This is a genomic window from Arthrobacter crusticola (assembly GCF_004357995.1).
GTDB lineage: Bacteria > Actinomycetota > Actinomycetes > Actinomycetales > Micrococcaceae > Arthrobacter_D > Arthrobacter_D crusticola.
Map to the genome: position 1 here is coordinate 59359 of NZ_SMTK01000002.1, position 20610 is coordinate 79968.

General features: G+C 70.5%; 21 protein-coding genes and 1 riboswitch. Of the genes, 13 read left to right on the forward strand and 8 right to left on the reverse strand.

All coding sequences use genetic code 11. The features are described from left to right. Positions 1 to 27 precede the first annotated feature (27 nt). From E2F48_RS04290 to E2F48_RS04305, 4 genes are all read right to left on the reverse strand, one after another. Positions 28 to 747: a response regulator transcription factor gene (locus E2F48_RS04290; RefSeq protein WP_133402788.1), complete on the reverse strand. Its 720-nt coding sequence runs from the start codon at positions 745 to 747 to the stop codon at positions 28 to 30. 75 nt (positions 748 to 822) lie between these two features. Continuing rightward, positions 823 to 2463, reverse strand: coding sequence for a DNA repair helicase XPB (locus E2F48_RS04295; RefSeq protein WP_133402789.1), 1641 nt, complete (start codon positions 2461 to 2463; stop codon positions 823 to 825). Next, the gene (locus E2F48_RS04300; protein ID WP_133402790.1) at positions 2456 to 4924 is read right to left on the reverse strand and encodes a helicase-associated domain-containing protein; all 2469 of its coding nucleotides are present in this window, start codon (positions 4922 to 4924) and stop codon (positions 2456 to 2458) included. Before E2F48_RS04300 ends, E2F48_RS04295 begins: the two co-directional genes overlap by 8 nt. 55 nt (positions 4925 to 4979) lie before the next feature. Further along, the gene (locus tag E2F48_RS04305; protein WP_133402791.1) at positions 4980 to 5228 is read right to left on the reverse strand and encodes a hypothetical protein; all 249 of its coding nucleotides are present in this window, start codon (positions 5226 to 5228) and stop codon (positions 4980 to 4982) included. Positions 5229 to 5400: 172 nt separating this feature from the next. Between E2F48_RS04305 and E2F48_RS04310 the strand changes: the two genes are divergently transcribed. The 3 genes from E2F48_RS04310 to E2F48_RS04320 are packed head-to-tail and all read left to right on the forward strand — an operon-like array spanning position 5401 to position 7941. After that, positions 5401 to 5784: a cold-shock protein gene (locus E2F48_RS04310; RefSeq protein WP_120169921.1), complete on the forward strand. Its 384-nt coding sequence runs from the start codon at positions 5401 to 5403 to the stop codon at positions 5782 to 5784. Positions 5785 to 5790: 6 nt separating this feature from the next. Next, on the forward strand, positions 5791 to 6624 hold the full coding sequence (locus E2F48_RS04315) for a DUF3027 domain-containing protein (protein WP_133402792.1): 834 nt from the start codon (positions 5791 to 5793) through the stop codon (positions 6622 to 6624). A 42-nt stretch (positions 6625 to 6666) separates the two neighbouring features. Continuing rightward, on the forward strand, positions 6667 to 7941 hold the full coding sequence (locus E2F48_RS04320; RefSeq protein WP_133402793.1) for an MFS transporter: 1275 nt from the start codon (positions 6667 to 6669) through the stop codon (positions 7939 to 7941). 23 nt (positions 7942 to 7964) lie between these two features. On the opposite strand, the gene serC is transcribed toward E2F48_RS04320, so the two are convergent. Continuing rightward, entirely contained in the window at positions 7965 to 9113 is a 1149-nt protein-coding gene (gene serC / locus E2F48_RS04325) for a phosphoserine transaminase (RefSeq protein ID WP_133402794.1), read from the reverse strand. 245 nt (positions 9114 to 9358) lie between these two features. On the opposite strand from serC, the gene E2F48_RS04330 reads away from it, so the two are divergent. The 10 genes from E2F48_RS04330 (at position 9359) to E2F48_RS04370 (ending at position 18000) form a co-directional block, all read left to right on the forward strand. Beyond that, positions 9359 to 10054 carry an iron-dependent transcriptional repressor DtxR gene (locus E2F48_RS04330; RefSeq protein WP_133402795.1) on the forward strand — a complete coding sequence of 232 codons (696 nt, stop codon included), beginning with the start codon at positions 9359 to 9361 and terminating at the stop codon, positions 10052 to 10054. 352 nt (positions 10055 to 10406) lie between these two features. Further along, positions 10407 to 11171: a M23 family metallopeptidase gene (locus tag E2F48_RS04335; protein ID WP_133402796.1), complete on the forward strand. Its 765-nt coding sequence runs from the start codon at positions 10407 to 10409 to the stop codon at positions 11169 to 11171. Positions 11172 to 11295: 124 nt separating this feature from the next. Continuing rightward, a riboswitch (cyclic di-AMP (ydaO/yuaA leader) is annotated at positions 11296 to 11447 on the forward strand. 53 nt (positions 11448 to 11500) lie between these two features. Continuing rightward, on the forward strand, positions 11501 to 12250 hold the full coding sequence (locus tag E2F48_RS04340; protein WP_246018517.1) for an NlpC/P60 family protein: 750 nt from the start codon (positions 11501 to 11503) through the stop codon (positions 12248 to 12250). A gap of 33 nt (positions 12251 to 12283) precedes the next feature. Further along, positions 12284 to 13111 carry an NlpC/P60 family protein gene (locus tag E2F48_RS04345; protein WP_133402798.1) on the forward strand — a complete coding sequence of 276 codons (828 nt, stop codon included), beginning with the start codon at positions 12284 to 12286 and terminating at the stop codon, positions 13109 to 13111. A 239-nt stretch (positions 13112 to 13350) separates the two neighbouring features. Then, on the forward strand, positions 13351 to 13848 hold the full coding sequence (locus tag E2F48_RS04350) for an HNH endonuclease (RefSeq protein ID WP_133402799.1): 498 nt from the start codon (positions 13351 to 13353) through the stop codon (positions 13846 to 13848). Next, positions 13845 to 14465 (forward strand): molybdenum cofactor guanylyltransferase, encoded by a 621-nt coding sequence (mobA, locus tag E2F48_RS04355; RefSeq protein ID WP_221411622.1) that lies wholly within the window; start codon positions 13845 to 13847, stop codon positions 14463 to 14465. The genes E2F48_RS04350 and mobA overlap by 4 nt, the downstream gene beginning before the upstream one ends. 20 nt (positions 14466 to 14485) lie before the next feature. Further along, positions 14486 to 14761 (forward strand): DUF6457 domain-containing protein, encoded by a 276-nt coding sequence (locus E2F48_RS17465; RefSeq protein WP_221411623.1) that lies wholly within the window; start codon positions 14486 to 14488, stop codon positions 14759 to 14761. Next, entirely contained in the window at positions 14758 to 16014 is a 1257-nt protein-coding gene (locus tag E2F48_RS04360; RefSeq protein ID WP_133402800.1) for a molybdopterin molybdotransferase MoeA, read from the forward strand. Before E2F48_RS17465 ends, E2F48_RS04360 begins: the two co-directional genes overlap by 4 nt. 41 nt (positions 16015 to 16055) lie before the next feature. Further along, positions 16056 to 16964 carry a formate dehydrogenase accessory sulfurtransferase FdhD gene (fdhD, locus tag E2F48_RS04365; protein ID WP_133402801.1) on the forward strand — a complete coding sequence of 303 codons (909 nt, stop codon included), beginning with the start codon at positions 16056 to 16058 and terminating at the stop codon, positions 16962 to 16964. A gap of 4 nt (positions 16965 to 16968) precedes the next feature. After that, positions 16969 to 18000, forward strand: coding sequence for an LLM class flavin-dependent oxidoreductase (locus tag E2F48_RS04370; protein WP_133402802.1), 1032 nt, complete (start codon positions 16969 to 16971; stop codon positions 17998 to 18000). Positions 18001 to 18133: 133 nt separating this feature from the next. Here E2F48_RS04370 and E2F48_RS04375 read toward each other — a convergent pair whose 3' ends face one another. The 3 genes from E2F48_RS04375 to E2F48_RS04385 all read right to left on the reverse strand — a co-directional run bounded on the left by E2F48_RS04375 (position 18134) and on the right by E2F48_RS04385 (position 20529). Continuing rightward, positions 18134 to 18931: an amino acid ABC transporter ATP-binding protein gene (locus tag E2F48_RS04375; protein WP_133402803.1), complete on the reverse strand. Its 798-nt coding sequence runs from the start codon at positions 18929 to 18931 to the stop codon at positions 18134 to 18136. After that, a complete protein-coding gene (locus E2F48_RS04380; RefSeq protein ID WP_133402804.1) occupies positions 18918 to 19577 on the reverse strand; it encodes an amino acid ABC transporter permease in 660 nt (219 codons plus the stop codon). The genes E2F48_RS04375 and E2F48_RS04380 overlap by 14 nt, the downstream gene beginning before the upstream one ends. Before the next feature lie 130 nt (positions 19578 to 19707). Beyond that, positions 19708 to 20529 (reverse strand): amino acid ABC transporter substrate-binding protein, encoded by an 822-nt coding sequence (locus tag E2F48_RS04385; RefSeq protein WP_185149791.1) that lies wholly within the window; start codon positions 20527 to 20529, stop codon positions 19708 to 19710. Positions 20530 to 20610: the final 81 nt, after the last annotated feature.

A 20610-nucleotide genomic window follows, 5' to 3' on the forward strand; every position in this document is an offset into this window, starting at 1 on the left:
CCACCGTCGGATCAAGGGCCCTGCTACCTACCGTCGGTCCGTCGAGCGCAGGAGGTAACCCACGCCCCGCTTGGTCTGGATGAGTGCCGCCGCGTCGGCGTTCTTGTCGATCTTCCGGCGGAGGTAGGAGATGTAAGACTCGACGATCGAGGCATCCCCGTTGAAGTCGTACTCCCACACGTGGTCGAGGATCTGCGCCTTGGAGAGCACCCGGTTGGGGTTCATCATGAGGTAGCGCAGCAGCTTGAACTCGGTGGGGGACAGTTCGATGATCTCCCCGGCCCGGCGGACCTCGTGCGCGTCGTCGTCGAGTTCGAGGTCGTCGACCCGGATGACGGCGTCGTCGTCGGACAGGGGCTGGGTCCGGCGCAGTACGGCCCGGATCCGGGCGACCACCTCATCGAGGCTGAAGGGCTTGGTGACGTAGTCGTCACCGCCGACGGTGAGACCGGTGACCTTGTCTTCGGTGTCGTCGCGCGCGGTGAGGAAGACCACCGGGAAATGCCGGCCCGCCGCCCGCAGGCGCCGGGTGACGGTGAAGCCGTCCATATCGGGAAGCATGACATCGAGGACGGCGAGGTCGGGGTTGTGGACCTCGGCCGCGGCCAGGGCCTCCCTGCCATTACCGGCGGCGACGACGTCGAAACCGGCGAACCGCAGGGAGGTGGACAGCAGTTCGCGGATGTTCGGTTCATCGTCGACGACGAGGAGCTTCGCTTCGGGGGTCGGTTTCTTCACCTGCGCCATTATCCGCTCGTTTTCTGGAAATTGGCTGGACGTCCACTGGATGCCGGCCCGACGGGAGGGCCGCATCCCGCGGCGTCACCCGGGGAGGCCTGCCGCGTCGAGGATGCGGTAGGCGTAGCCCTGCTCGGCGAGGAAGCGCTGCCGCTTGGCGGCGAAGTCCTGGTCGAGGGTGTCGCGGGCGACCACTGTGTAGAAGCGGGCGGCGCGTCCATCGGCCTTGGGCCGCAGCAGCCGGCCCAGGCGCTGGGCCTCCTCCTGGCGCGAGCCGAAGGACCCCGAGACCTGGATGGCGACCGAGGCCTCGGGCAGGTCGATCGAAAAGTTGGCCACCTTCGACACCACCAGAGTCGAAATCTCCCCGCTGCGGAAGGCGGCGAAGAGCCGCTGGCGCTCCTTCACGGAGGTGTCGCCCTTGATCACCGGCGCGTGCAGCCGTTCGCCGAGGTCATCGAGCTGGTCCAGGTACTGCCCGATGACCAGCAGCTGTTCGCCCTTGTGGGCGGCGGCGAGCTTCTCGACGACGCCGGACTTGGTGTCCGACGTCGCGCACAGCCGGTACTTGTCGCCGTCCTCGGCCATGGCGTAGGCCACGCGTTCGTCCCGCGGCAGGTCGACGCGGACCTCGACGCAATCGGCCGGGGCGATGTACCCCTGGGACTCGATGTCCTTCCAGGGTGCGTCATACCGCTTGGGGCCGATCAGCGAGAAGACCTCACCCTCGCGGCCGTCTTCCCGGACGAGGGTTGCGGTGAGGCCGAGGCGGCGCCGTGCCTGCAGGTCGGCCGTCATCTTGAAGATGGGCGCCGGGAGCAGGTGGACCTCGTCGTAGACGATCAGGCCCCAGTCGTTCTTATCGAGCAGCTCAAGGTGCGGGTAGAGCCCACCGCGCCGGGTGGTGAGGACCTGGTAGGTGGCGATGGTCACCGGCCGGACCTCCTTCACGGCGCCCGAGTACTCACCGATGTCCGACTCGGTCAGCGAGGTGCGCTTCAGTAGTTCGTCCTTCCACTGCCGGGCGGAAACGGTGTTCGTGACGAGGATCAGGGTGGTGGTCTGGCTGGTGGCCATGGCCGCCGCCCCGACGATGGTCTTGCCTGCGCCGCAGGGCAGCACAACAACCCCGGACCCGCCGGAGAAGAAACTGTCGGCCGCCAGCTTCTGGTAGGGCCGCAGCGACCAGCCGTCCTCGGTCAGGGCGATGGGGTGGGGGGTGCCGTCGACGTACCCGGCAAGGTCTTCGGCCGGCCAGCCCAGTTTGAGCAGCAGCTGCTTGAGCTGGCCGCGCTGCGAGGAGTGAACGACGACGGTTTCACCGTCGATACGCGGACCAAGCAGGGGCGCGATCTTCCTCGCGTGCAGGACCTCCTCAAGCACCGGGTAGTCCGTGGTGCGCAGGACCAGCCCGTGCTGGGGGTCCTTCTCCAGCCGCAGCCGACCGTAGCGGGACATCGTGTCCTCGATGTCGATCAGCAGGGCGTGGGGGACGGGGAAGCGGGAGTATGACAGCAGGGTGTCGAGGACCTGCTCGGCGTCGAGACCGGCGGCGCGTGCGTTCCACAGTCCCAGCGGAGTCAGGCGGTAGCTGTGGACGTGTTCAGGGGCACGCTCAAGCTCCGCAAAAGGCGCGATGGCATGGCGCGCCTCGTCGGCCTGCGGGTGGTCGACCTCCAGCAGGAGGGTCTTGTCGCTCTGGACGATCAGCGGTCCATCAGCCATCGGAGGTCCCTTCGATAATTTCAACATCCATCACCCGGTGCACCGAGACAACCTTCTCGACCTGCCGCACCGGATCGAAAACCCGCACCCTGCCGCCGGAGACCGACAGGGGCACAAGGACCTGCCGGACGGCGTTGCCCTGGCTGTCGGCGGTTCCGAGGCGCACCGGGGAGCGCTGCCGGATGGCGGTGCGCAACGTCTCGAGTCCGAGCAGGGTTTCCCCTTCGGGGCCCGCCACCCGTCCGGACGCCTGCCGGGCGCCGGCCCGCAGTGACACCACCTGGGCGGCGATCTCCTCCTCGGTGATGGACCACGGGCCGGACCGGGTGCGCGCAGGCCCTGCGGGCAGGGCCGGCGACGGCGCCGATGGTGGGGCGGGGGCCTGGGGAGGGGCACTGCCGGATGGGGTGGGGTGCTCGGGGGCGGGCGTATAGCCAAGGTCCCGCAGCAGCGCCGTGAGCTCGTCGGCGCCTGCACGGGCTGCCACGACGGTCGGAGCGAGCTTGACCACACCCAGCGCCGCGGCGCGCGGATCGGCAAGCAGGGCCTCGACGGCGGCGTCGTCGTCGGTGCGCAGGTAGCTGCCCGCGCTTCCCACCCGGAGGGCGCCGTACCGGGCGGCGGTATCTTCGACGAGGTAGGTGAGGGCCTGGGGCAGGTCGGTTGCCGAATGCCGGGTCAGGAAGGCGAGAATCGACTTGGCGTCCTGCCCCGCGTCAAGAGCCGGACGGATCGAGGCCGGTGAAAACCGGTAGGTCGTGGCCGGCCCCCTGCCCTCGGGTGCCGCCAGCAGCAGCAGCTCCCGCGCCACCGCCGGGTCGAGGTACCCGGGGGCGACTGCGGTGAGGTCCGCCTGGACGACGAAGTGGCTCACGGGCGCCGGGAGGGCTTCCCGGACCGCGGCGGCGGCCTCCGGCAGGCGGTCCTGCTGCACGAGCTCCCCGATGGGAGTCAGGGCACCGCCGCCGAAGAGCCCCAGCGCCTCCGCCTCGGCCAGGATTCCGGGGACGAGACGTTCGAAGCGCCGACGGAGCCGGGGCTGGTGCCAGGCGAGCCGCGCGGTCAGGGAGGAGGCGTCGATGCCTGCCGCTGCGGCGCCGTCGTGTTCGGCGGTCAGTTCGACGGCGGCGTCGAGCACCCGCCGGCGCACCCGGGGTGCGTCGGGGCGGGAGGCCTCGGCGGCCAGCGCGTTGATGGTGGCCCCGTCGGGGGATCGAGTTCCCACCATCGCGGGGGCGCGCTCGAGGTCGAGCCATCCGTCGGCCAGGGCCAGCCACAGCGCCTCCCGGTCGCCGGCGGCTGCGGCCGCCCCGGTGGGCTTCCACCGTGAGTCGTCGACATCGAGCCCGAGCAGGCCCGCGCCGGCGGCGAGCTCAAGGAGCCACGGCGTGGCGGCCGGCTCGACCTGCAGAGCCTCGGTCAGCCGCTTCACTTCCCGCACGCCGACGCCGCCCGAGCGCAGGGTGGCCACCGGGGTGGGTCCGCCGGGGGCCAGCAGGGCATCCACGAGGCGCAGGGTCTCGGCGACGGCGCTGTGGGCGGCGTTGTCACGGACCGCAGGGCGCACCGGGCGGAGGTCGGGATCCGGTGGCGCGGCCTGCAGCGAAGCGGCGATCCGGTGCCCCCGCACCGCCCTGCCCACGCTGCGGGGCAGCTCCACATGGGCGATGTCGAGAGGCGCGAGCAGCCCGTGCCCGAGCAGCCAGTCCACCGGAGCCGCGGCGGGCCCGGGCCGGTACCCGGCGCGGGCCGCGGCGGGAACGACGCCTACGGGCGCTCCGGCGAGCCGCTCAAGCAGCTCCGCAGCGCCCGTCGGGGCCGCGGCCAGCAGGACGTTCCAGTCCGTCGGACGTCCGACGGCGCCGGACAGCTCATGGGCGGCGGCCTCAGGATCCGGGGTCGGACCCAACGCGATGCCGAGCGACCGGACCCGCCCGGCCGCCTCCAGGAGCTGCCCGCCAAAGCCGGGCAGGACGCGGACGAGGGTCTCGAGCGGGCGGCCAAGGCCGGCGGGGTACGGTCCGAGCGCCTCGGCCAGTGCGCCGACGGGAACGTAGCAGGTACCGGCCGGCGTCGAGCCGTTCGTCGCTCCGTCCTTCGGCTTTCCGACCTGCGACACCGGGGGAGCCTGCAGCAGGGCCCGTGCGGTGAGCTGAGCCAGGACCGGCTCGAGCACCGGAGGTTCCGCGCCGCCGAGGACGGCGCCCAGGGTGGCGGCGTCCACCCCGGTTCCGCCGGTGTCCTCGGCGGCGATGAGCACCGCCTCGAGGACCTGGAGCTGCGGTTCGGTCAGGTTTTCGAGTGCCCGCTGGAGGCTGGCGCGCGTTGAGGCCCGGGCGGCCAGGGCGGGGAAGTCCGGGACCGGCGGCAGGGACAGATCGGGGCGTGCCGAAAGGAGGCTGCGCAGATCGGAGTCGCTGCGGGCGGCCAACTCGTCGGCCAGGGCGCGGATTGCGGACATTAGCTCAAGGTTACCCGGCGGGCGGGAGGCGGTGGTGCGGCAGGGGTTTCCCGCCTCAGCTCCTGCGGCGCGTGATGACCGCCCCAAGGACCAGGGCGACCATCAGCAGGAAAGCCAGCGGCAGCAGGATGAACGCCGCGTAGACGAAGCCGGGCCAGGCGGATCCCTGCAGCCAGGCTCCCACCAGGACAGCGATCAGTGAGGCAAGGCCCAGGGCCGTGCAGGTGACGGCGGCGAGCATCAGGGCGGTGCGCCCGCGCTGAGGTGCGGCGGCCGGCGGGGCCGGGATCTGAGAGGCTTCCATAACGCTTACAGCGTACAAGAACGCCCGCGCACACGAGTAAGCCCCGAGGGGATATTCTTTTATCTTAAAGACCTCCCCGCCAGTGGCCGCCAGGGCAGAATCCTGCCGCAGCGCCGGGCTCCCCCAGACAGCAGGCGGACACCGCCCCAGCAGACCAAGAAGAGGTAACTACGTGCCCATCGGCAAAGTGAAATGGTTCGACGCTGAGAAGGGCTTCGGCTTCGTCGCCACCGACGACGGCAAGGAGGTCTTCCTCCACGCTTCCGCCCTGCCCGCCGGCGTGACCGAGGTCAAGGTCGGCACGAAACTCGAATTCGGAGTCGCCGATGGCCGGCGGGGGCTTCAGGCCCTCTCGGCCAGGATCCTTGAGGCGGCGCCTTCGGTGGTCAAGGGCACCCGCAAGAAGGCCGACGACATGGCGGTCATCACCGAGGACCTCATCAAACTGCTCGACGGTGTGTCCAACGGGCTGCGCAAGGGCCGCTACCCCGAGAAGTCCCACGCGTCGAAGGTCGCTGCCGTGCTGCGCGCCGTCGCCGACGACCTGGACGCGTAGGCTGCCGTGATCCCCGCCCGCACCGACGCCTTGGAAGCCGATCCCGCCACCGCCACGGACGCGGTCGACGCCGATGCTCCCGTGAAACGCCGGCCCGCCCGACGGCAGGCCAAGCCCGACGCCGTGCTTGCGGCCGCGGTCGACTTCGCGCGGGAGGGCATCCTCCAGATGGCCCCGGCCGAGCAGGTCGGCGGGCACGTCACCTCCTACCCCGAGGGTGAGCGCCTCACGACCCACCGTTTCGAGGCCTTCGTCCCCGGCTACGGGAACTGGCACTGGTTCATCACCCTGGCCCGGGTGGCCCGCAGTAAGGAACCGACGATCTGCGAGGTTGGCCTCCTGCCCTCGGAGACGGCGCTGCTGGCGCCTCAGTGGCTGCCGTGGTCCGAACGGGTGCGACCCGAGGACCATCAGGACGCCGTCGACCCGGCGGCTCCCGGCGAGCCGGCGACTGAACTGACCGCCCAGGAGCCAGCCTCCGTGGACCCGGTTCCGGGAACCGACGCCGGAACCAGCGAGCCAGGCACTGACCGGGCTCCCGACGACACGGACCGTGCCACCGACGAACCGGTGACCCCCAATGCTGCCGTCGAACCTGCGGCCGAGGACGCCACCGACGAGCCGGAGCTTGACAACGCCACCGACGAGCCCACCACCGACGGCGGTAGCGACAAGCCGGCGGCGGACAGCCGCACGGACGAGCCGGTGACCGACGGCGGCGGTCCCGAACCGGACGCGGCGGGGCCTTCCGAGGCTGACGCGCTTCCCTCCGGTCCTGCCGCCGAACCGGCCGCCGGGCCGATCTTCGCGGAGCCTTTCACCCCGGGCCGGGACGACTAGCGTCTTGCCTTCGAGGGGTCCGGACGGTCCGGGAGTGCGCTGATGAGCACGTTCCGGTCGCTGCGCATCCCGAACTACCGCCGGTGGTTCATCGGTGCCTCGATATCGAATGTCGGCACCTGGATGCAGCGCACGGCCCAGGACTGGCTCGTCTACGACATCCTGACCGACCAGAACGCCTCCGCCCTCGGCATCGTCCTGGCCCTCCAGCTCGGCCCGCAGCTGCTGATCTCGCCCCTGGCCGGGCTGGTCGCCGACACGGTAGACCGCCGGAAGCTGCTGCAGGCAACGCAGGTCCTCATGGCGGTGCTCGCCGTCGGGCTCGGCCTGCTCGTCGTGCTCGGCATGGCCGAGCTCTGGCACGTCTATGCGTTCGCCCTGGCCCTCGGCGTCGTGTCCGCCTTCGACGCGCCGGCGCGGCAAAGCTTCACCTCGGAGCTGGTACGCGATGAGTACCTGCCCAATGCCGTGGCCCTCAACAGCGCCTCCTTCAACGCCGCCCGCCTCGTCGGCCCCGCCGTCGCCGGGCTGCTGACCGCCGCCGTCGGGCCCGGGTGGGTGTTCCTGATCAACGCGCTCACCTTCGGCGCCATGGTGTACACCCTGCTCGTGCTCCGCACCCCCGACCTGCAGGTCCAGCCCAAATCGCCACCGGGCAAGGGGCGCATCCGGGAGGGCTTCCGGTATGTGCGGGGCCGGCCCGACCTGATGATGGTGCTGCTCACGATCTTCCTTGTCGGGACCTTCGGCCTGAACTTCGCGGTGTTCATCGCAGCCATGGCCCGCACCGAGTTCGGGCAGGGAGCCGGGGTGTTCGGGGTGCTGTCCTCGGTCATGGCGATCGGGTCGGTCGTCGGGGCGCTGCTGTCGGCCCGGCGGGAACAGCCCCGGCTGCGGTTCGTCTTTGGTGCCGCCGGAGCCTTCGGCGCGGCATGCGTCCTGGCGGCGCTCGCACCGAACCTGATCCTGTTCGGCCTCGCCCTGGTCCCCGTCGGCCTGTTCGCCCTCACTCTTCTCACCAGCGCCAACGCCTACGTGCAGACCACCACGGAGCAGGTGATGCGCGGACGGGTGATGGCGCTGTACCTGGCGATCTTCCTGGGCGGGACGCCGCTCGGGGCGCCCGTCGTCGGCTGGGTCTCGGACGCCTTCGGGCCGCGCTGGAGCCTGGGCGTTGCCGCAGCCTCAGGGCTGGTGGCGGCGTCCGCCGGGCTGTTCTGGGCCTGGCGGTACCACGAGGTCCGGATCCGGTACGACCGCTCCGCTCCGCGGCGGCTGCGGATCACGCACGAGGCGCCGCCGGCCCCCGCGGACTGACCCGCCTCACACCCGCGCCGGCCTCACTCCGTCGGACCGTCTGCCGGGAGCCTTTCGATGACGTAGTCGATGCAGGCCAGCAGCGCCGAAACATCGTCCGGATCGATCGAGACGAAGGTGGCGATCCGCAGCTGGTTCCTGCCGAGCTTCCGGTAAGGCTCGACGTCGACGATGCCGTTGGCGCGCAGCACCGACGCGACCCGTGCGGCACGGATCGGCGTAGCGATATCGATGGTGGCGATGACGTTCGAGCGGTCCTCCGGGCGCTGGACGTAGGGGGTGGCGACGGGGGAGGCCTCGGCCCAGGCGTAGACCCGCCCGGCCGAATCGGCGGTGCGTGCCGCCGCGAACTCCATGCCGCCATTGCCGAGCAGCCATTCGACCTGTGCGTTGAGCATCACCAGAGTCGCCAGGGACGGCGTGTTGTAGGTCTGGTTGAGCTGCGAGTTCCCGATCGCCGTCTGCAGGTTCAGGAAGTCGGGGATCCACCGGTCGGAGGCGTCGATGCGCGCCGCCCGCTCCAGCGCGGCGGGGGAGAACAGGCCCAGCCACAGCCCGCCGTCGGAGGCGAAGTTTTTCTGCGGCGCAAAGTAGTAGACATCGGACTGGGAGACGTCGACCGCCAGTCCGCCGGCGGCCGAGGTGGCGTCGATGAGCATCAGCGCCCCGTCGTCCGCGCCTGCGACGCGCTCGACGGGCGCCGCGACCCCCGTCGAGGTCTCATTCTGCGGCCAGGCATAGGCGTCCACCCCTGCCTCCGCCGCAGGGAGCGGCCGGGTCCCGGGCTCGGAGGAGCGGATCGAGGAACGCTCGAGGAAGGGTGCCTTGTCGGTGGCGGCGGCGAACTTCGAGCCGAACTCCCCGAAGGAAAGGTGCTGCGCCTTCGACTCCACCAGCCCGAAGGCCGCGGCGTCCCAGAACGCGGTCGAACCGCCCACCCCGAGTACCACCTCGTAGCCGTCCGGCGCCCCGAAGAAGGTGGAGAGGCCCTCGCGGACAGCGCCGACGAGGTTCTTCACCGGCTTCTGCCGGTGGGAGGTGCCAAGGATCGACGGATTGGCTTCGGTGAGGGCCCGGAGCTGCTCGCCGCGGACCTTCGACGGGCCTGCACCAAACCGGCCGTCCCGGGGCAGCAGATCGGTGGGAATCGACAGGTCCAAGGGCTCGCTCACTGGTCCTCCGTGCGGATCGTGGGTACTGGGGCAACGCGCCTCATTCTGCCCCAGGACCGGTTCGCCGGGTTATTTGTGAAGCCCGGCACGGACCCGGGTGCGCGGTCTCGCTGAATTGCCGGGGCGCGTGGTGCATGGGTTAACCTGAGGGGGCGTAGGGACGCGGTCGGCCCCACCCGGACGTGCTGCAGCGCGCGTTTTCTTTACCTGCCCCGCATTGTGCCGTACCTAGGAGCCGAACGGTTATGACGGATCTCATCGATACCACCGAGATGTACCTGCGGACCATCCTTGAGCTCGAGGAAGAGAACATCGTTGCCCTTCGGGCCCGCATCGCCGAACGGCTGCGCCATTCCGGTCCGACGGTGTCCCAGACAATCGGACGGATGGAACGCGACGGGCTCGTCGTCGTCTCCGGCGACCGTCACCTCGAACTGACCGAACTCGGCCGGCACCGCGCCACCGGGGTGATGCGCAAGCACCGCCTCGCCGAACGGCTGCTGAGCGACGTCATCGGCCTCGACTGGGCATACGTGCACGAAGAGGCCTGCCGGTGGGAACACGTGATGAGCGAGCGGGTCGAACGGCGCCTCTACGAGCTGCTCGGCCAACCCTCCGAGTCGCCCTACGGCAACCCGATCCCCGGGCTTGAGGCCATCGGAGGGGTCGCCTCCGAGTCGACCACCGACGGGGTGACGACGCTGCTGGCCGCGATGGACGACTACCGGCCGGACTCCTCGGTGACCCTGCTGCGCCTCGCCGAGCCGATCCAGGTCGACCCGGAACTGCTCTCGCAGCTGGCCGAAGGCGGCCTGCGCCCCGGGGCCTCCCTTAACCTCGAGTCCGTGGGCGGGTACGTCTCGGTCCGGGTTCCCGGGGTCGAGGGTGCCCTCGAGCTGCCGCCCGAGGTCGCCGCGCACGTCTTCGTCGCCGTCGCCTAGCGCCAACAGGCCCTCCGCCCGGCCCGGGCGGGCCCGGGCGTACATCCGATCCGACGTGCCGCCTGTCCGCCGCTCCGTGTGCACCCCTTCGTGCCGCACCGGGCCGGCTGGCCCGGTTTGCTGACCAGTTTTAGCGACGCGGTTCGCTGACCCGTTTTGCCGCCCGGGCCTCTTGCTGTGAGACTGTTCCCGATCGTCTCCTGATCCCCGCGCGGCCGCGGGGACAAGCCCGCCGCCGGCGCCGGCCCGCAGGAGCGCACAGCATTTTCGCCCCGGGACGCGTCCGCCGCTGCGGCGCCCCGGGTGCGCCCTGCCCGGCGCCGTGCGGGCATCGGCAGTGAAAGGGGACAGCATGCCGAAACACCGAGTATCGGGCCGCCGCCGCGCGGAACCCGCCCGGCCCGCGCCGCGGCCGCGGGACGCGCACCGGACCAGCCGGCGCCGCAACGGCCGGTGGACCGGCGGCTCGCCGGACCGGGTCGGACAGAAGCTGGCGATGGCCGCGGCCGTCTCCGGGCTGGTCCTGATGGCGGCCCTGCCGACCACAGCCGCAGGCACCTCGGCTTCGGCCGCCGGGACCGTGCCTGAACGGCGGGAGGTCCGCGCCCCGGAATCGGCAAGCATCAGCTTCACCCCCGTTCCCCTTCGAGGTTCCCAGGACTTCGACACCCAACTCAGGGCCATCGTCGCCGCCTCGGACCGTCCGGGAGTGCCGCTGGGCGTGAAGGGCTCGCTGAGCGGGCCGCTTGAGACCCTGAGGGGCACCTCCGGGTTCGGCCACCGCGTCAGCCCGATGACGGGGGTTGCCGGGGAGTTCCACTCCGGGCAGGACTTCAGCGCCGCGTGCGGCACCGAGGTGCGGGCCGCGGCCGACGGGACCGTGGTGTCCGCCGGGTGGCACCCCTACGGCGGCGGCAACCGGGTTGTCGTCGATCACGGCAACGGCCTCGAGACGACTTACAACCACCTCGCCTCGATGGAGGCCGCCAAAGGGGATGTCCTCGCGCGGGGAGCTACCGTCGGGACGAGCGGCAGCACAGGCTCCTCAACGGGTTGCCACCTCCATTTTGAGGTCCTGATCAGCGGGCGTCCGGTGGACCCGATGGGCTGGCTCTGACGGGCGACACACTTGTCGTGATCTGAATGTGACAATTGTGATAGATGTGAGGTACGGTACTACTCGTGCCGAATCGTTATAGATTCGGCGCCCTCAAGCAAATCGCCTAGCTCTGCCATTGCCTGAGGTCCGTCCGCACAATTCGCATGGCAGAGGCGGGGGAACCAATTTTTGGGTTTCGTTTAGAAATCCTTGGGGTTAAGTCGCTGATTTCAGCGGCCGGGTGACTCCCATCCGAATCCGACAGCTCACCTCGCAGGCATTGGGAGAGGCAATCAAACGTGTCCAATAGCTCTTCTCTGGGTCGCCACCGCGCCGCCCAGGCTCCTGTGAATCCGCTAACGGCTCTCTCAAAGGCCGTCACCTCGAATGCCGGCTCGGTCGGGCGCCAGGCCGCCGCCGTCGTCGCCGCCTCAGGCCTCGTGCTCGCCGCCGGCCTCCCGGCCCACGGCTCCTCCACCGCCGAGCGCGAAGTACAGTCCTCCTCCTCGCTGAGCGTCACCGCTCCGGAAACCGCAGCCGTCAGCGCAGCGGCCACCGCCGCCGTCTCGTTCGAGCGCGAAGCCGTCACCGTGGCCCCCGCGCCCGTCGTCGTCGAAGCACCGGTCGTCGAAGCACCGGTCGTCGAGGCCCCCGCCGCCCCGGCCGCCGTCGTCCGGCCCGCAGTCGCTGCCCCTGCCGCTCCGGCTCCCGCTCCCGTGCGGGTTGCCGCCGTCGCCGCCCCGGCTCCGGCCTCCGCCGCTCCCACCGCCAAGCCCGAGGTTCCTTCCTCCGGCATCGGCGCCGCACTCGTCGGATCCGCCTACTCCCAGATCGGTGTCGCACAGGACTGCACCGCCATGGTCGAGAAGGCCCTCCGCTCGGTTGGAAAGTCGGTGGGCGACCTCGCCCCCGGCCAGTTCTTCCAGTACGGCGACGTCGTCGGAACCCCCGCGGCCGGCGACCTTGTCATCACCGGCGGCCACGTCGCCATCTACGTCGGCAACGGCCAGGTCATCAGCGGTGGCCTCAACGGACTGAACACCGGTCTTCACTCGCTGTCAGATCTGCCCGGCGCAAGCTTCGTCCGCGTTCGCTAAAACCCTTCTTTCACCACCTTCTGGAGATCTCCCATGTCTAATCGCGCCTCCATTGCCCGCCACCGCGGCGAAGCGCAGCGTTCGGCCACCCTCACCACCCTCGCCAAGGCCGTCAGCGACAACGCCGGCGGAATGGGCCGCCAGGCCGCTGTCGTTGCCGCAGCGTCCGGCCTCGTCCTCACCTCCGGTGTTGCGGCGAACGCAGCCGACCTGCAGCCCGAGCGTGAATCCTTCACCTCGACGCTCCAGGTGACCGCGGCGCCGGCCGCCGCCGTCGTCGCCGACGTCAACGCGAAGGTTGCCTTCAACCGCACCCCCGTGAAGGCCGTCGCCAAGCCGGTCGTCGTCGAAGCACCGGCTCCCGCCCCCGTGGCAGCGCCGGCCCCCGTGGCCGCCCCGGCTGTGGCTCCCGCCGCTCCCGCCGCCCCCGCCGTCCAGACGCCGGCACCCGCCGCCAAGGTCGTCACCGCGGCGGTTGCACCCGCCCCGGCTCCTGCTCCTGCGGCACCCGCCGCCCCGCGCGCCTCCTCCGGCAAGGCAGCGACCATCGCCGCCGCCGCCAAGGGTCAGCTCGGAGTCATGCAGGACTGCACCCGCCTCGTCAGCAACGCCCTCGCCGCCGCGGGCATCAACTTCCACGGCTGGCCGGCCGGCTACCTCTCCCTGGGCCGCACCGTCAGCGCCGCCGAAGCTGTCCCCGGCGACCTCATCTACTACGCCGACGGCGGCATGGGCCTGGCCCACATCGCCGTGTACATCGGCGGCGGCCAGGCCGTCCACGGTGGCTTCAACGGCAACACCACGGTCATTGCGCCGGCCCAGCTCGGCTCGGGCCCCGTGTTCATCCGCGTTGGCGGCTGATCTCCCCGTATTAATCGACGGGCCGGCAGGGAAACCTGCCGGCCCGTCGTTCGTTAACAGTGTCCGTCCCGCGGTGCGGAGACGGGGGCAGGGTGCATCCTGCGATCCGGACGGGAGCAGTGATGTGTTCCCGCCCGGGCGCCGGGCGGCTACCCTAGGCATTGTTAATCCGTAGAACTTATCCCGAACTTCCGGGGTGGCAGCCGGCGGCGGGACATAGTCCGCAAAGAGGCATGCGCATGCGCACTCTCGTTTTGAACGCAGGATTCGAGCCACTGGCGGTTGTGACATTCCGCCGCGCCCTGGTGCTGGTGCTCACGGGAAAGGCGAGCGTTATTGCGGAAGACGACGAGCCGGTCGTCGGGCCGACGGAGATCCTGGGGCGGCCGTCGGTGATCCTGCTGAACCGGTACGTGAAGATTCCATACCGCCACGACCTGGCCGTGACCCGGCGGGGCGTCCTCCGGCGGGACAACCACCTGTGCGCCTACTGCGGGAAGACAGCGACGACCATCGACCACGTGGTTCCCCGCTCCCGGGGCGGCGGGGACACCTGGGAGAACATGGTGGCCTGCTGCCTGCGCTGCAACAACACCAAGGGGGACAAGACCCTGGCCAGTCTCGGCTGGAGCCTCCGGTTTGTGCCCAAGCCGCCCCGCGGGCCGCTGTGGCAGCTTAAGGAACTTGAAAAACCGGCGCCCTCCTGGAGCGAGTACCTCTCCGAACGGGCCGCGTGAGCGCGACCGTCCCGCCGGCGTTCGACGCCGTCATCCTGACCGGCGGCAGGTCGAGCCGCCTGGGCGGAACACCGAAGGCCTCCCTGCGCATCGCCGGGACGACCCTGCTCGAGATCACCCTGCAGGCGGTCGCCGGCGCGGGCCGCATCACCGTCGTCGGCCCTGAGCCGGCCGCCGGGGTGCGCCGGGCGCAGGGGGCCCCGCCCCTGGTCTTCGTGCGTGAGGACCCGCCGTTCGGCGGACCCGCCGCCGCCCTGGCCGCCTCGCTGGCCCAACCGGAGCCGGGCCGCTCCACCGCCCCCTGGCTGATGGTGCTCGCCTGCGACATGCCCCGGTCCGGGCAGGCGGTCGCGGTCCTGCTGACGGCGGCCGCCGAGTCAGGCACCTCCGTGATGGCCTCCGACGCGGGCCGGGATCAGCCGCTGGCCGCGCTGTACCGGCGCAGTGACCTCGAGGGCGCGGTGACGGCGGCGGTCGAGGCCGGCGGTGTGGAAAATCTTTCGATGAAAGCCCTCCTTGCTAGGGTGAGTGTTCGACCGGTCCCGGTTCCACCGGGAACGACACTCGACGTCGACACGTGGGACGATGCACGGGCCCTCGGGGTCGACGGCGGCTAACCAACCCCGGGAGGGCCCGCATGGATGAGCGCGATCAATTACTTTCTCAGTGGTGTGAGAACCTGCTGGCCGCCTTTGAGCTCGAGGAGTCCCGGGTGGACATCGACGCGGTGCTGGCACTGGCCGGAAAGGCCGCCCACGCCGTGGTCCGGCCGGCGGCACCGCTGACCACCTTCGTCGCCGGCTACGCCGCTGGGCTTGCGGCGGGCAGCGGCCAGGCCTCGGAGGAGGTCGCCATGCGCTCCGCGCTCGCCCTCGCCGCGCGCCAGTGCGACGCCGCAGGGGCCGGCTCTTGAGCGCTGGGGCGGGGCGCAACCTCGGCTGGGAGGATGCCCGGCAGGTGGCCCACGCCGCGGGCAAGGCCATGCCGTACCAGATGGTGCCGCTGGCCGATGCCCTCGGGCAGACGCTCGCCGAGCCGGTCACCGCGCTTCAGGAAATTCCGCACTACGCCTCATCGGCGATGGACGGGTGGGCCGTCAGCGGCCCGCCGCCGTGGACCTTCGTCCACCCGCCGGTTGAGGACCCGCGCAGGCTGAACGCCCCGCACAGCGACTCGGGCACCGTCGCGCTCGAGCCGGGCCAGGCCACCTTCATCCTCACCGGCGGCACCGTGCCGGCGAACACCACGGGGATCCTGCGGACCGAGCACGGCCAGGTGCGCGGGGACATCCTGAACCGCAACGACCTTGCCCGCGCCGACGAACCGGCGCCGGGGGAGCACATCCGCCCCGCGGGCGAGGAAGCGGCCAGCGGCTCGACCGCCATTCCCGCCGGCGTCATCCTGAACCCGGCGCAGATCGCCCTCGCGGCGGTGTGCGGCCACGACACCCTGGCGGTCCTGAGGGCCCCGCGGGTGTCGCTGCTGATGACCGGGGACGAGGTGATCGAGGCCGGGCTGCCGCAGCCCGGACAGGTGCGCGACACCTTCGGGCCGCAGCTGCCGGCGTTCGTGGCGATGCTCGGCGGCCATGTCGATGTTGCGGGCCGGGCCAGCGACGACTTCGACGACGTCGTGCACGCCATCAGCGCCGAGGCCACCGATGCCGCCTCGCTCGCCCGGGCCTCGGGCGACGTCCTGATCACGACCGGCGGCACTGGAGGGTCATCCGCCGACCACATCCGGCGGGCCCTTGCGGCGCTCGAGGCCGAGTTGATCATCGACGGGATCGCCATGCGGCCCGGTCATCCGACCCTGCTGGCCCGGCTGCCCGACGGGCGGTTCCTGGTGGGACTGCCGGGGAACCCGCTCGCGGCGATGATGGCGATGCTCACCGTTGCCGGGCCGCTGATCGCCGGGCTGCGCGGGGCGCCGCTCCCGCCGCTGCGCCAGGTGCTCAGCGGGGCCGACTTCGAGCCCCTGCCCGGCAGGAGCAGGCTGGTGCCGTACCGCAATGAGGGCGGGCGGGCCCAGCCCAGCACCCACCAGCGCTCCGGGATGCTCCGCGGCCTGGCTATGGCACACGGGGTCATGGTGGTGCCATCCGCCGGATGCGCCACCGACCAGCCGATGCAGGCCATCGACCTGCCATGGCCCACTCCGCAGTGATGCGGCTACCCTCGAGATAGACCATCTCAAGGAGGCTCCCCATGAACCGGGTCACCCAGCGGCGCCGCATCACCACCTTCCGCTCGACGGCGGATCCCCGCCGGCGCGAGGACGCCCTGGCGGGGGAGGAACCCCTTGAGATCCGGCTCGGCGGGTCGGCCTTCACTGTGACCATGCGCACCCCGGGCGACGACTTCGACCTTGTCGCCGGATTCCTGGTTTCCGAAGGCGTGGTGTGGGAGCCCGGACAGCTGCCGAGCCTTCGGTACTGCGCCGGGGTGGACGAGTCGGGCCGGCAGACCTTCAACGTCGTAGAGGCGCAGCTGCGCCCGGGCACGGTGCTACCCGACACGGCCCTTGAACGCCATGTCTACACCTCGAGTTCCTGCGGAATCTGCGGCACCGCCTCGATCGACGCGGTGCGCAAGTCCTCGCGGTTCGACCTGAGGGCCGACACGGCAGGGGTCGACCTTGAGGTCCTGCTCGGGCTGCCGGACCGGCTGAGGGAATCCCAGAAACTGTTCGACCGCACCGGCGGGGTGCACGCCGCCGGCCTGTTCACGGCCGGCGGGGAACTGCTCTGCCTGCGCGAGGACGTCGGCCGGCACAACGCCGTGGACAAGGTGGTGGGCTGGGCGCTGCGCGAAGGCCGCCTTCCCCTGGCAGGCACGATCCTCCAGGTCTCAGGACGGGCCTCCTTCGAGCTGGTGCAGAAGGCCCAGCTCGCCGGGATCCCCATCCTGGCCGCCGTCAGCGCGCCGTCGTCCCTGGCGGCCGACCTGGCCGACGACGCCGGCATGACCCTGGTGGGCTTCAGCAGGGGCTCCTCGCTCAACTGTTACTCCCACCCCGAGCGGATCCGGGCCGGATCTGCCGCCGATACCGGTACCGGTGCCGGTGCCGCCGTGGACACCGGTCCGGCGGACCGTTCGGTGCCGGCCGCCGGGTAGTCCAGTGGAACTGGGCGTCTTCAGCTTCGGCGACCTCCACCCCGATCCGGTCACCGGAGAGCGGGTCTCCCCTCAGGCGCGCATGGCCCACCTGCTCGAACGGGCGCGGCTTGCCGACGAGGTGGGCCTTTCGTACTTCGGCATCGGCGAACACCACCGCCCGGACTATGCCGTCTCCTCGGTCATTCCGGTGCTCGCCGCCGCTGCGGCCCAGACGACCTCGATCCATGTCGGCTCCGCCGTGACCGTGCTGAGCACTGAGGACCCGGTGCGGGTGTACCAGCAGTTCGCCACGCTTGACCTGCTCTCCGGCGGCCGGGCCGAGCTGACGGCGGGGCGGGGATCCTTCATCGAGTCCTACTCCCTGTTCGGTGCCGCGCTCGAGGACTACGACGCGCTCTACGAGGAGAAGATCCGCCTGCTCCTGCAGCTCGATGCGCAGGAGCGCGTCACCTGGAGCGGGCGGTTCCGGCCGGAGTTGAAGGACGCCCTCGTGCTGCCGCGCCCGCCGTCGGGCCACCTCGATGTCTGGATCGCGACCGGCGGAACACTGTCGTCGACGGTCCGGGCCGCCCGCCTGGGCCGCCCGGTGATGTACGCGATGCTGGGCGGGACGGTCGGCAACTTCGCCGAGCACGCCCAGCTGTACCGGGCCACCGCCGCGGAGGCCGGGCACGATCCCGGTGCGCTGCGGGTCGGGGTGAGCAGCGTGGGCCTGGTGCTTCGGGAGGGCGCCCGGGAGGTGTTCCGGCCGTACTGGCTCGATACTATGACCCGGATCTCGGCGGAGCGTGGATTTCCCACCCCCAGCGGCCTGACGTACAACATGCAGGCGGCACGCGCCGGTGCGGTCTTCGTCGGGACCCCGGAGGAGGTGGCGCAGAAGATCGTGCTGACCTCCGCCCAGATGCAGCACGACCGCCACATCTTCCAGTTCGATTTCTCCTCGGTGCCGCAGGCGAAGGTGCTCGAGTCGATCGAACTGCTGGGCACCGAGGTGCTGCCGTTGGTGCGGCGGGAGCTCGGTGTAGCCTGACGCTCGCCCTCCATGGGTGGGCCCATGCGGCCCGAAGCGGTTTCTATCCCGCCGAGTGTGCAGGTAACCACCCTTCGGCGCCGGCGAAGCGTGGTGAGCTGCGGTTTCGGCGGGGTTGGCGGGGCGCTCCCCGCTAGAAGGGGTGCAGCAGGCGCTGGACGAAGCGCCGGGTCCGTTCGTGCTCGGGGTTGCGCAGCACCTGGTCCGGGTGGCCGCGCTCGACGACGACGCCGCCGTCCATGAACACCACCTCGTCGGCGACCTCACGGGCGAAGGCGAGCTCGTGGGTGACGATGACCATGGTCCAGTCCTCCTCGGCCAGATCCTTGATGACCTTGAGCACCTCGCCCACCAGCTCGGGGTCAAGGGCGGAGGTGGGCTCGTCGAAGAGCAGCAGGTCGGGCCGCAGCGCCAGGGCCCGAACGATTCCCACCCGCTGCTGCTGCCCGCCGGAGAGCTCGAAGGGGTACTGGTCCTTCTTCTCGAGGAGCCCGACCCGGTCGAGCAGCTTCTCGGCGTCCTGGACCGCCTCGGCCCGGCGGCGCCTCTGCACCTGCACCGGACCCTCGATGACGTTTTCGAGGACCGTCCGGTGAGGGAAGAGGTTGTACTGCTGAAACACCATCGCGCTGTGGTCGCGCAGGGCGGACAGCTCCCGGCCGGAAACGGTTCCGCCGAAGTTCACCGACGGTCCGCCGGCGAAGGCGACGGTCCCGCCGTCGGGCACCTCCAGCCCATTCAGGGAGCGCAGCACCGTTGTCTTGCCCGACCCGGAGGGCCCGACCAGGGCGACGACCTCACCGCGGCACACCGTCAGGTCGATGGAGCGGAGCACCATGTTGCTGCCGAAGGATTTCTGCAGGCCCGTGGCGCTGAGCAGCACCTCACCGGGTGTCTGCGTGCGGGCCGGAGCCGGATCAGTGGATGACATAGCGGTCCAACCTTTTCTCGAGTGCTCCCTGCCCGGCGGCGAGAACGAAACAGAACACCCAGTAGATCAGTGCGGCCTCAAGGTACAGGAACATGAACTCCCGGCTGAAGGCGGCGATCTGCTGGGCCTCGCGGAACAGCTCGGTGACGAGGATCAGTGAGGCAAGCGAGGTGTCCTTCACTAGGGAGATGAAGGTGTTCGACAGCGGGGGCACCGATACGCGGGCCGCCTGCGGGAGGATGATCCGCCGCAGGGTGCGCCGGCGGGACATGCCGATGGTGTGCCCGGCTTCCCACTGGCCCTTGGGTACCGACAGGATCGCGGCCCGCAGGATTTCGGCGGCGTAGCCGGCGACGTTGAGCGAGAACGCGATCACGGCACTTGGCCACGGCGGGATCACCACCCCGATCGAGGGGAGCCCGTAGAAGACGACGAAGAGCTGCACCAGCAGGGGCGTACCCCGGACCAGCGAAATGTACACGCGGGCGATGCCCGAAAGCAGGCGCCTGCCGCTGATCCGCATCAGGGCGAGGACCAGGGCCAGAGTCAGGCCGACGACGAAGGAGACAAGCGTCAGCGGGATGGTTCCGGTCAGGCCGCCCCGGAGGATAGGCCAGAACGAACTCCGGAACAGCTCCCAATCCACTTAGTCGTCCTTCCCTCCGCGTATCTGCGCGCGGCCGCGTCGAATGGCCCGGCGGTGGGTTCCGGGTCGGAGATTCCGGGTCCACCTGCCGGTCCGCCGGGCGGCTCAGCCGCCGGCGGACCGGGTGGGATTACTTGCTGACGTCGGCGCCGAAGTACTTCGTCGAAATCTCGGCAAGGGTACCATCGGCCCGCAGCTCGTCCAGGGCGTCGTTGACGGCCTCGGCCAGGTCTTCGCTTCCCTTCTTGAATGCCACGGCGCTCTCCGAGGTCTCCTCGGTTTCCGCGGCAACCTTGATGGAGTCGTCCTTCTCGGTGTTCTGGTAGTCGAGGTAGGTCAGCTCGTCGTTGATCGTCGCGTCGACCCGGCCCTGCTGGAGGAGGGAGACCGACTGGGCCCACCCTTCGACGGCCTCGACCTCGGCGCCGGCCTCCTTGGCCATTTTGTACCAGTTGCTCGTGAGCGACTGGGCGGTGCGCTTGCCCTCGAGGTCCTCGAAGGAGGTGATCTCGTTATTGTCGGCGCTGGTGACGATTACGCCCTTGCTGACGGTGTAGGGATCGGAGAAGACGTACTTCTCGGTGCGGTCGTCGGTGATCGAGACCTGGTTGGCGATCGCGTCGAAACGGCCCGCCTCGAGCCCGGCGAAAATCGCATCCCACTGGGTCTCCTCGAACTCGACCTCGACACCGAGCTTCTCCCCAACGGCGGAGATGACCTCGACGTCGTACCCGGTGAGGTCGCCGTTGCCTTCTTCGTGGAAGCTGAAGGGCTTGTAGGTGCCCTCGGTGCCGACGGTGAGAACGCCGGCTTCCTGGATTTCCTGGAGGGTCGACGGCGCCGCCTCGGTGGCTCCGCCGCCTGCTCCTCCGGAGTCGGACGAAGCCGAGCACCCGGTGACGGCAAGGGCCAGCGCTGCGGCGGTGCCGAGGACGGACAGACGGAAGGTCATGATGAGGTCCTTAATTCTTTTTGGGGGGTGTCTGCGGGCGGCGCGGTGAACCGCCTTCTACAATGTGCAACAACACTGAAC

Bases quoted from the DNA above. Each gene is read 5' to 3' on its own strand.
- E2F48_RS04290 (WP_133402788.1), bottom strand. From the start codon at position 747: ATGGCGCAGGTGAAGAAACCGACCCCCGAAGCGAAGCTCCTCGTCGTC.
- E2F48_RS04295 (WP_133402789.1), bottom strand. From the start codon at position 2,463: ATGGCTGATGGACCGCTGATCGTCCAGAGCGACAAGACCCTCCTGCTG.
- E2F48_RS04300 (WP_133402790.1), bottom strand. From the start codon at position 4,924: ATGTCCGCAATCCGCGCCCTGGCCGACGAGTTGGCCGCCCGCAGCGAC.
- E2F48_RS04305 (WP_133402791.1), bottom strand. From the start codon at position 5,228: ATGGAAGCCTCTCAGATCCCGGCCCCGCCGGCCGCCGCACCTCAGCGC.
- E2F48_RS04320 (WP_133402793.1), top strand. From the start codon at position 6,667: ATGAGCACGTTCCGGTCGCTGCGCATCCCGAACTACCGCCGGTGGTTC.
- E2F48_RS04330 (WP_133402795.1), top strand. From the start codon at position 9,359: ATGACGGATCTCATCGATACCACCGAGATGTACCTGCGGACCATCCTT.
- E2F48_RS04335 (WP_133402796.1), top strand. From the start codon at position 10,407: ATGCCGAAACACCGAGTATCGGGCCGCCGCCGCGCGGAACCCGCCCGG.
- E2F48_RS04345 (WP_133402798.1), top strand. From the start codon at position 12,284: ATGTCTAATCGCGCCTCCATTGCCCGCCACCGCGGCGAAGCGCAGCGT.
- E2F48_RS04350 (WP_133402799.1), top strand. From the start codon at position 13,351: ATGCGCACTCTCGTTTTGAACGCAGGATTCGAGCCACTGGCGGTTGTG.
- E2F48_RS17465 (WP_221411623.1), top strand. From the start codon at position 14,486: ATGGATGAGCGCGATCAATTACTTTCTCAGTGGTGTGAGAACCTGCTG.
- fdhD (WP_133402801.1), top strand. From the start codon at position 16,056: ATGAACCGGGTCACCCAGCGGCGCCGCATCACCACCTTCCGCTCGACG.
- E2F48_RS04375 (WP_133402803.1), bottom strand. From the start codon at position 18,931: ATGTCATCCACTGATCCGGCTCCGGCCCGCACGCAGACACCCGGTGAG.
- E2F48_RS04385 (WP_185149791.1), bottom strand. From the start codon at position 20,529: ATGACCTTCCGTCTGTCCGTCCTCGGCACCGCCGCAGCGCTGGCCCTT.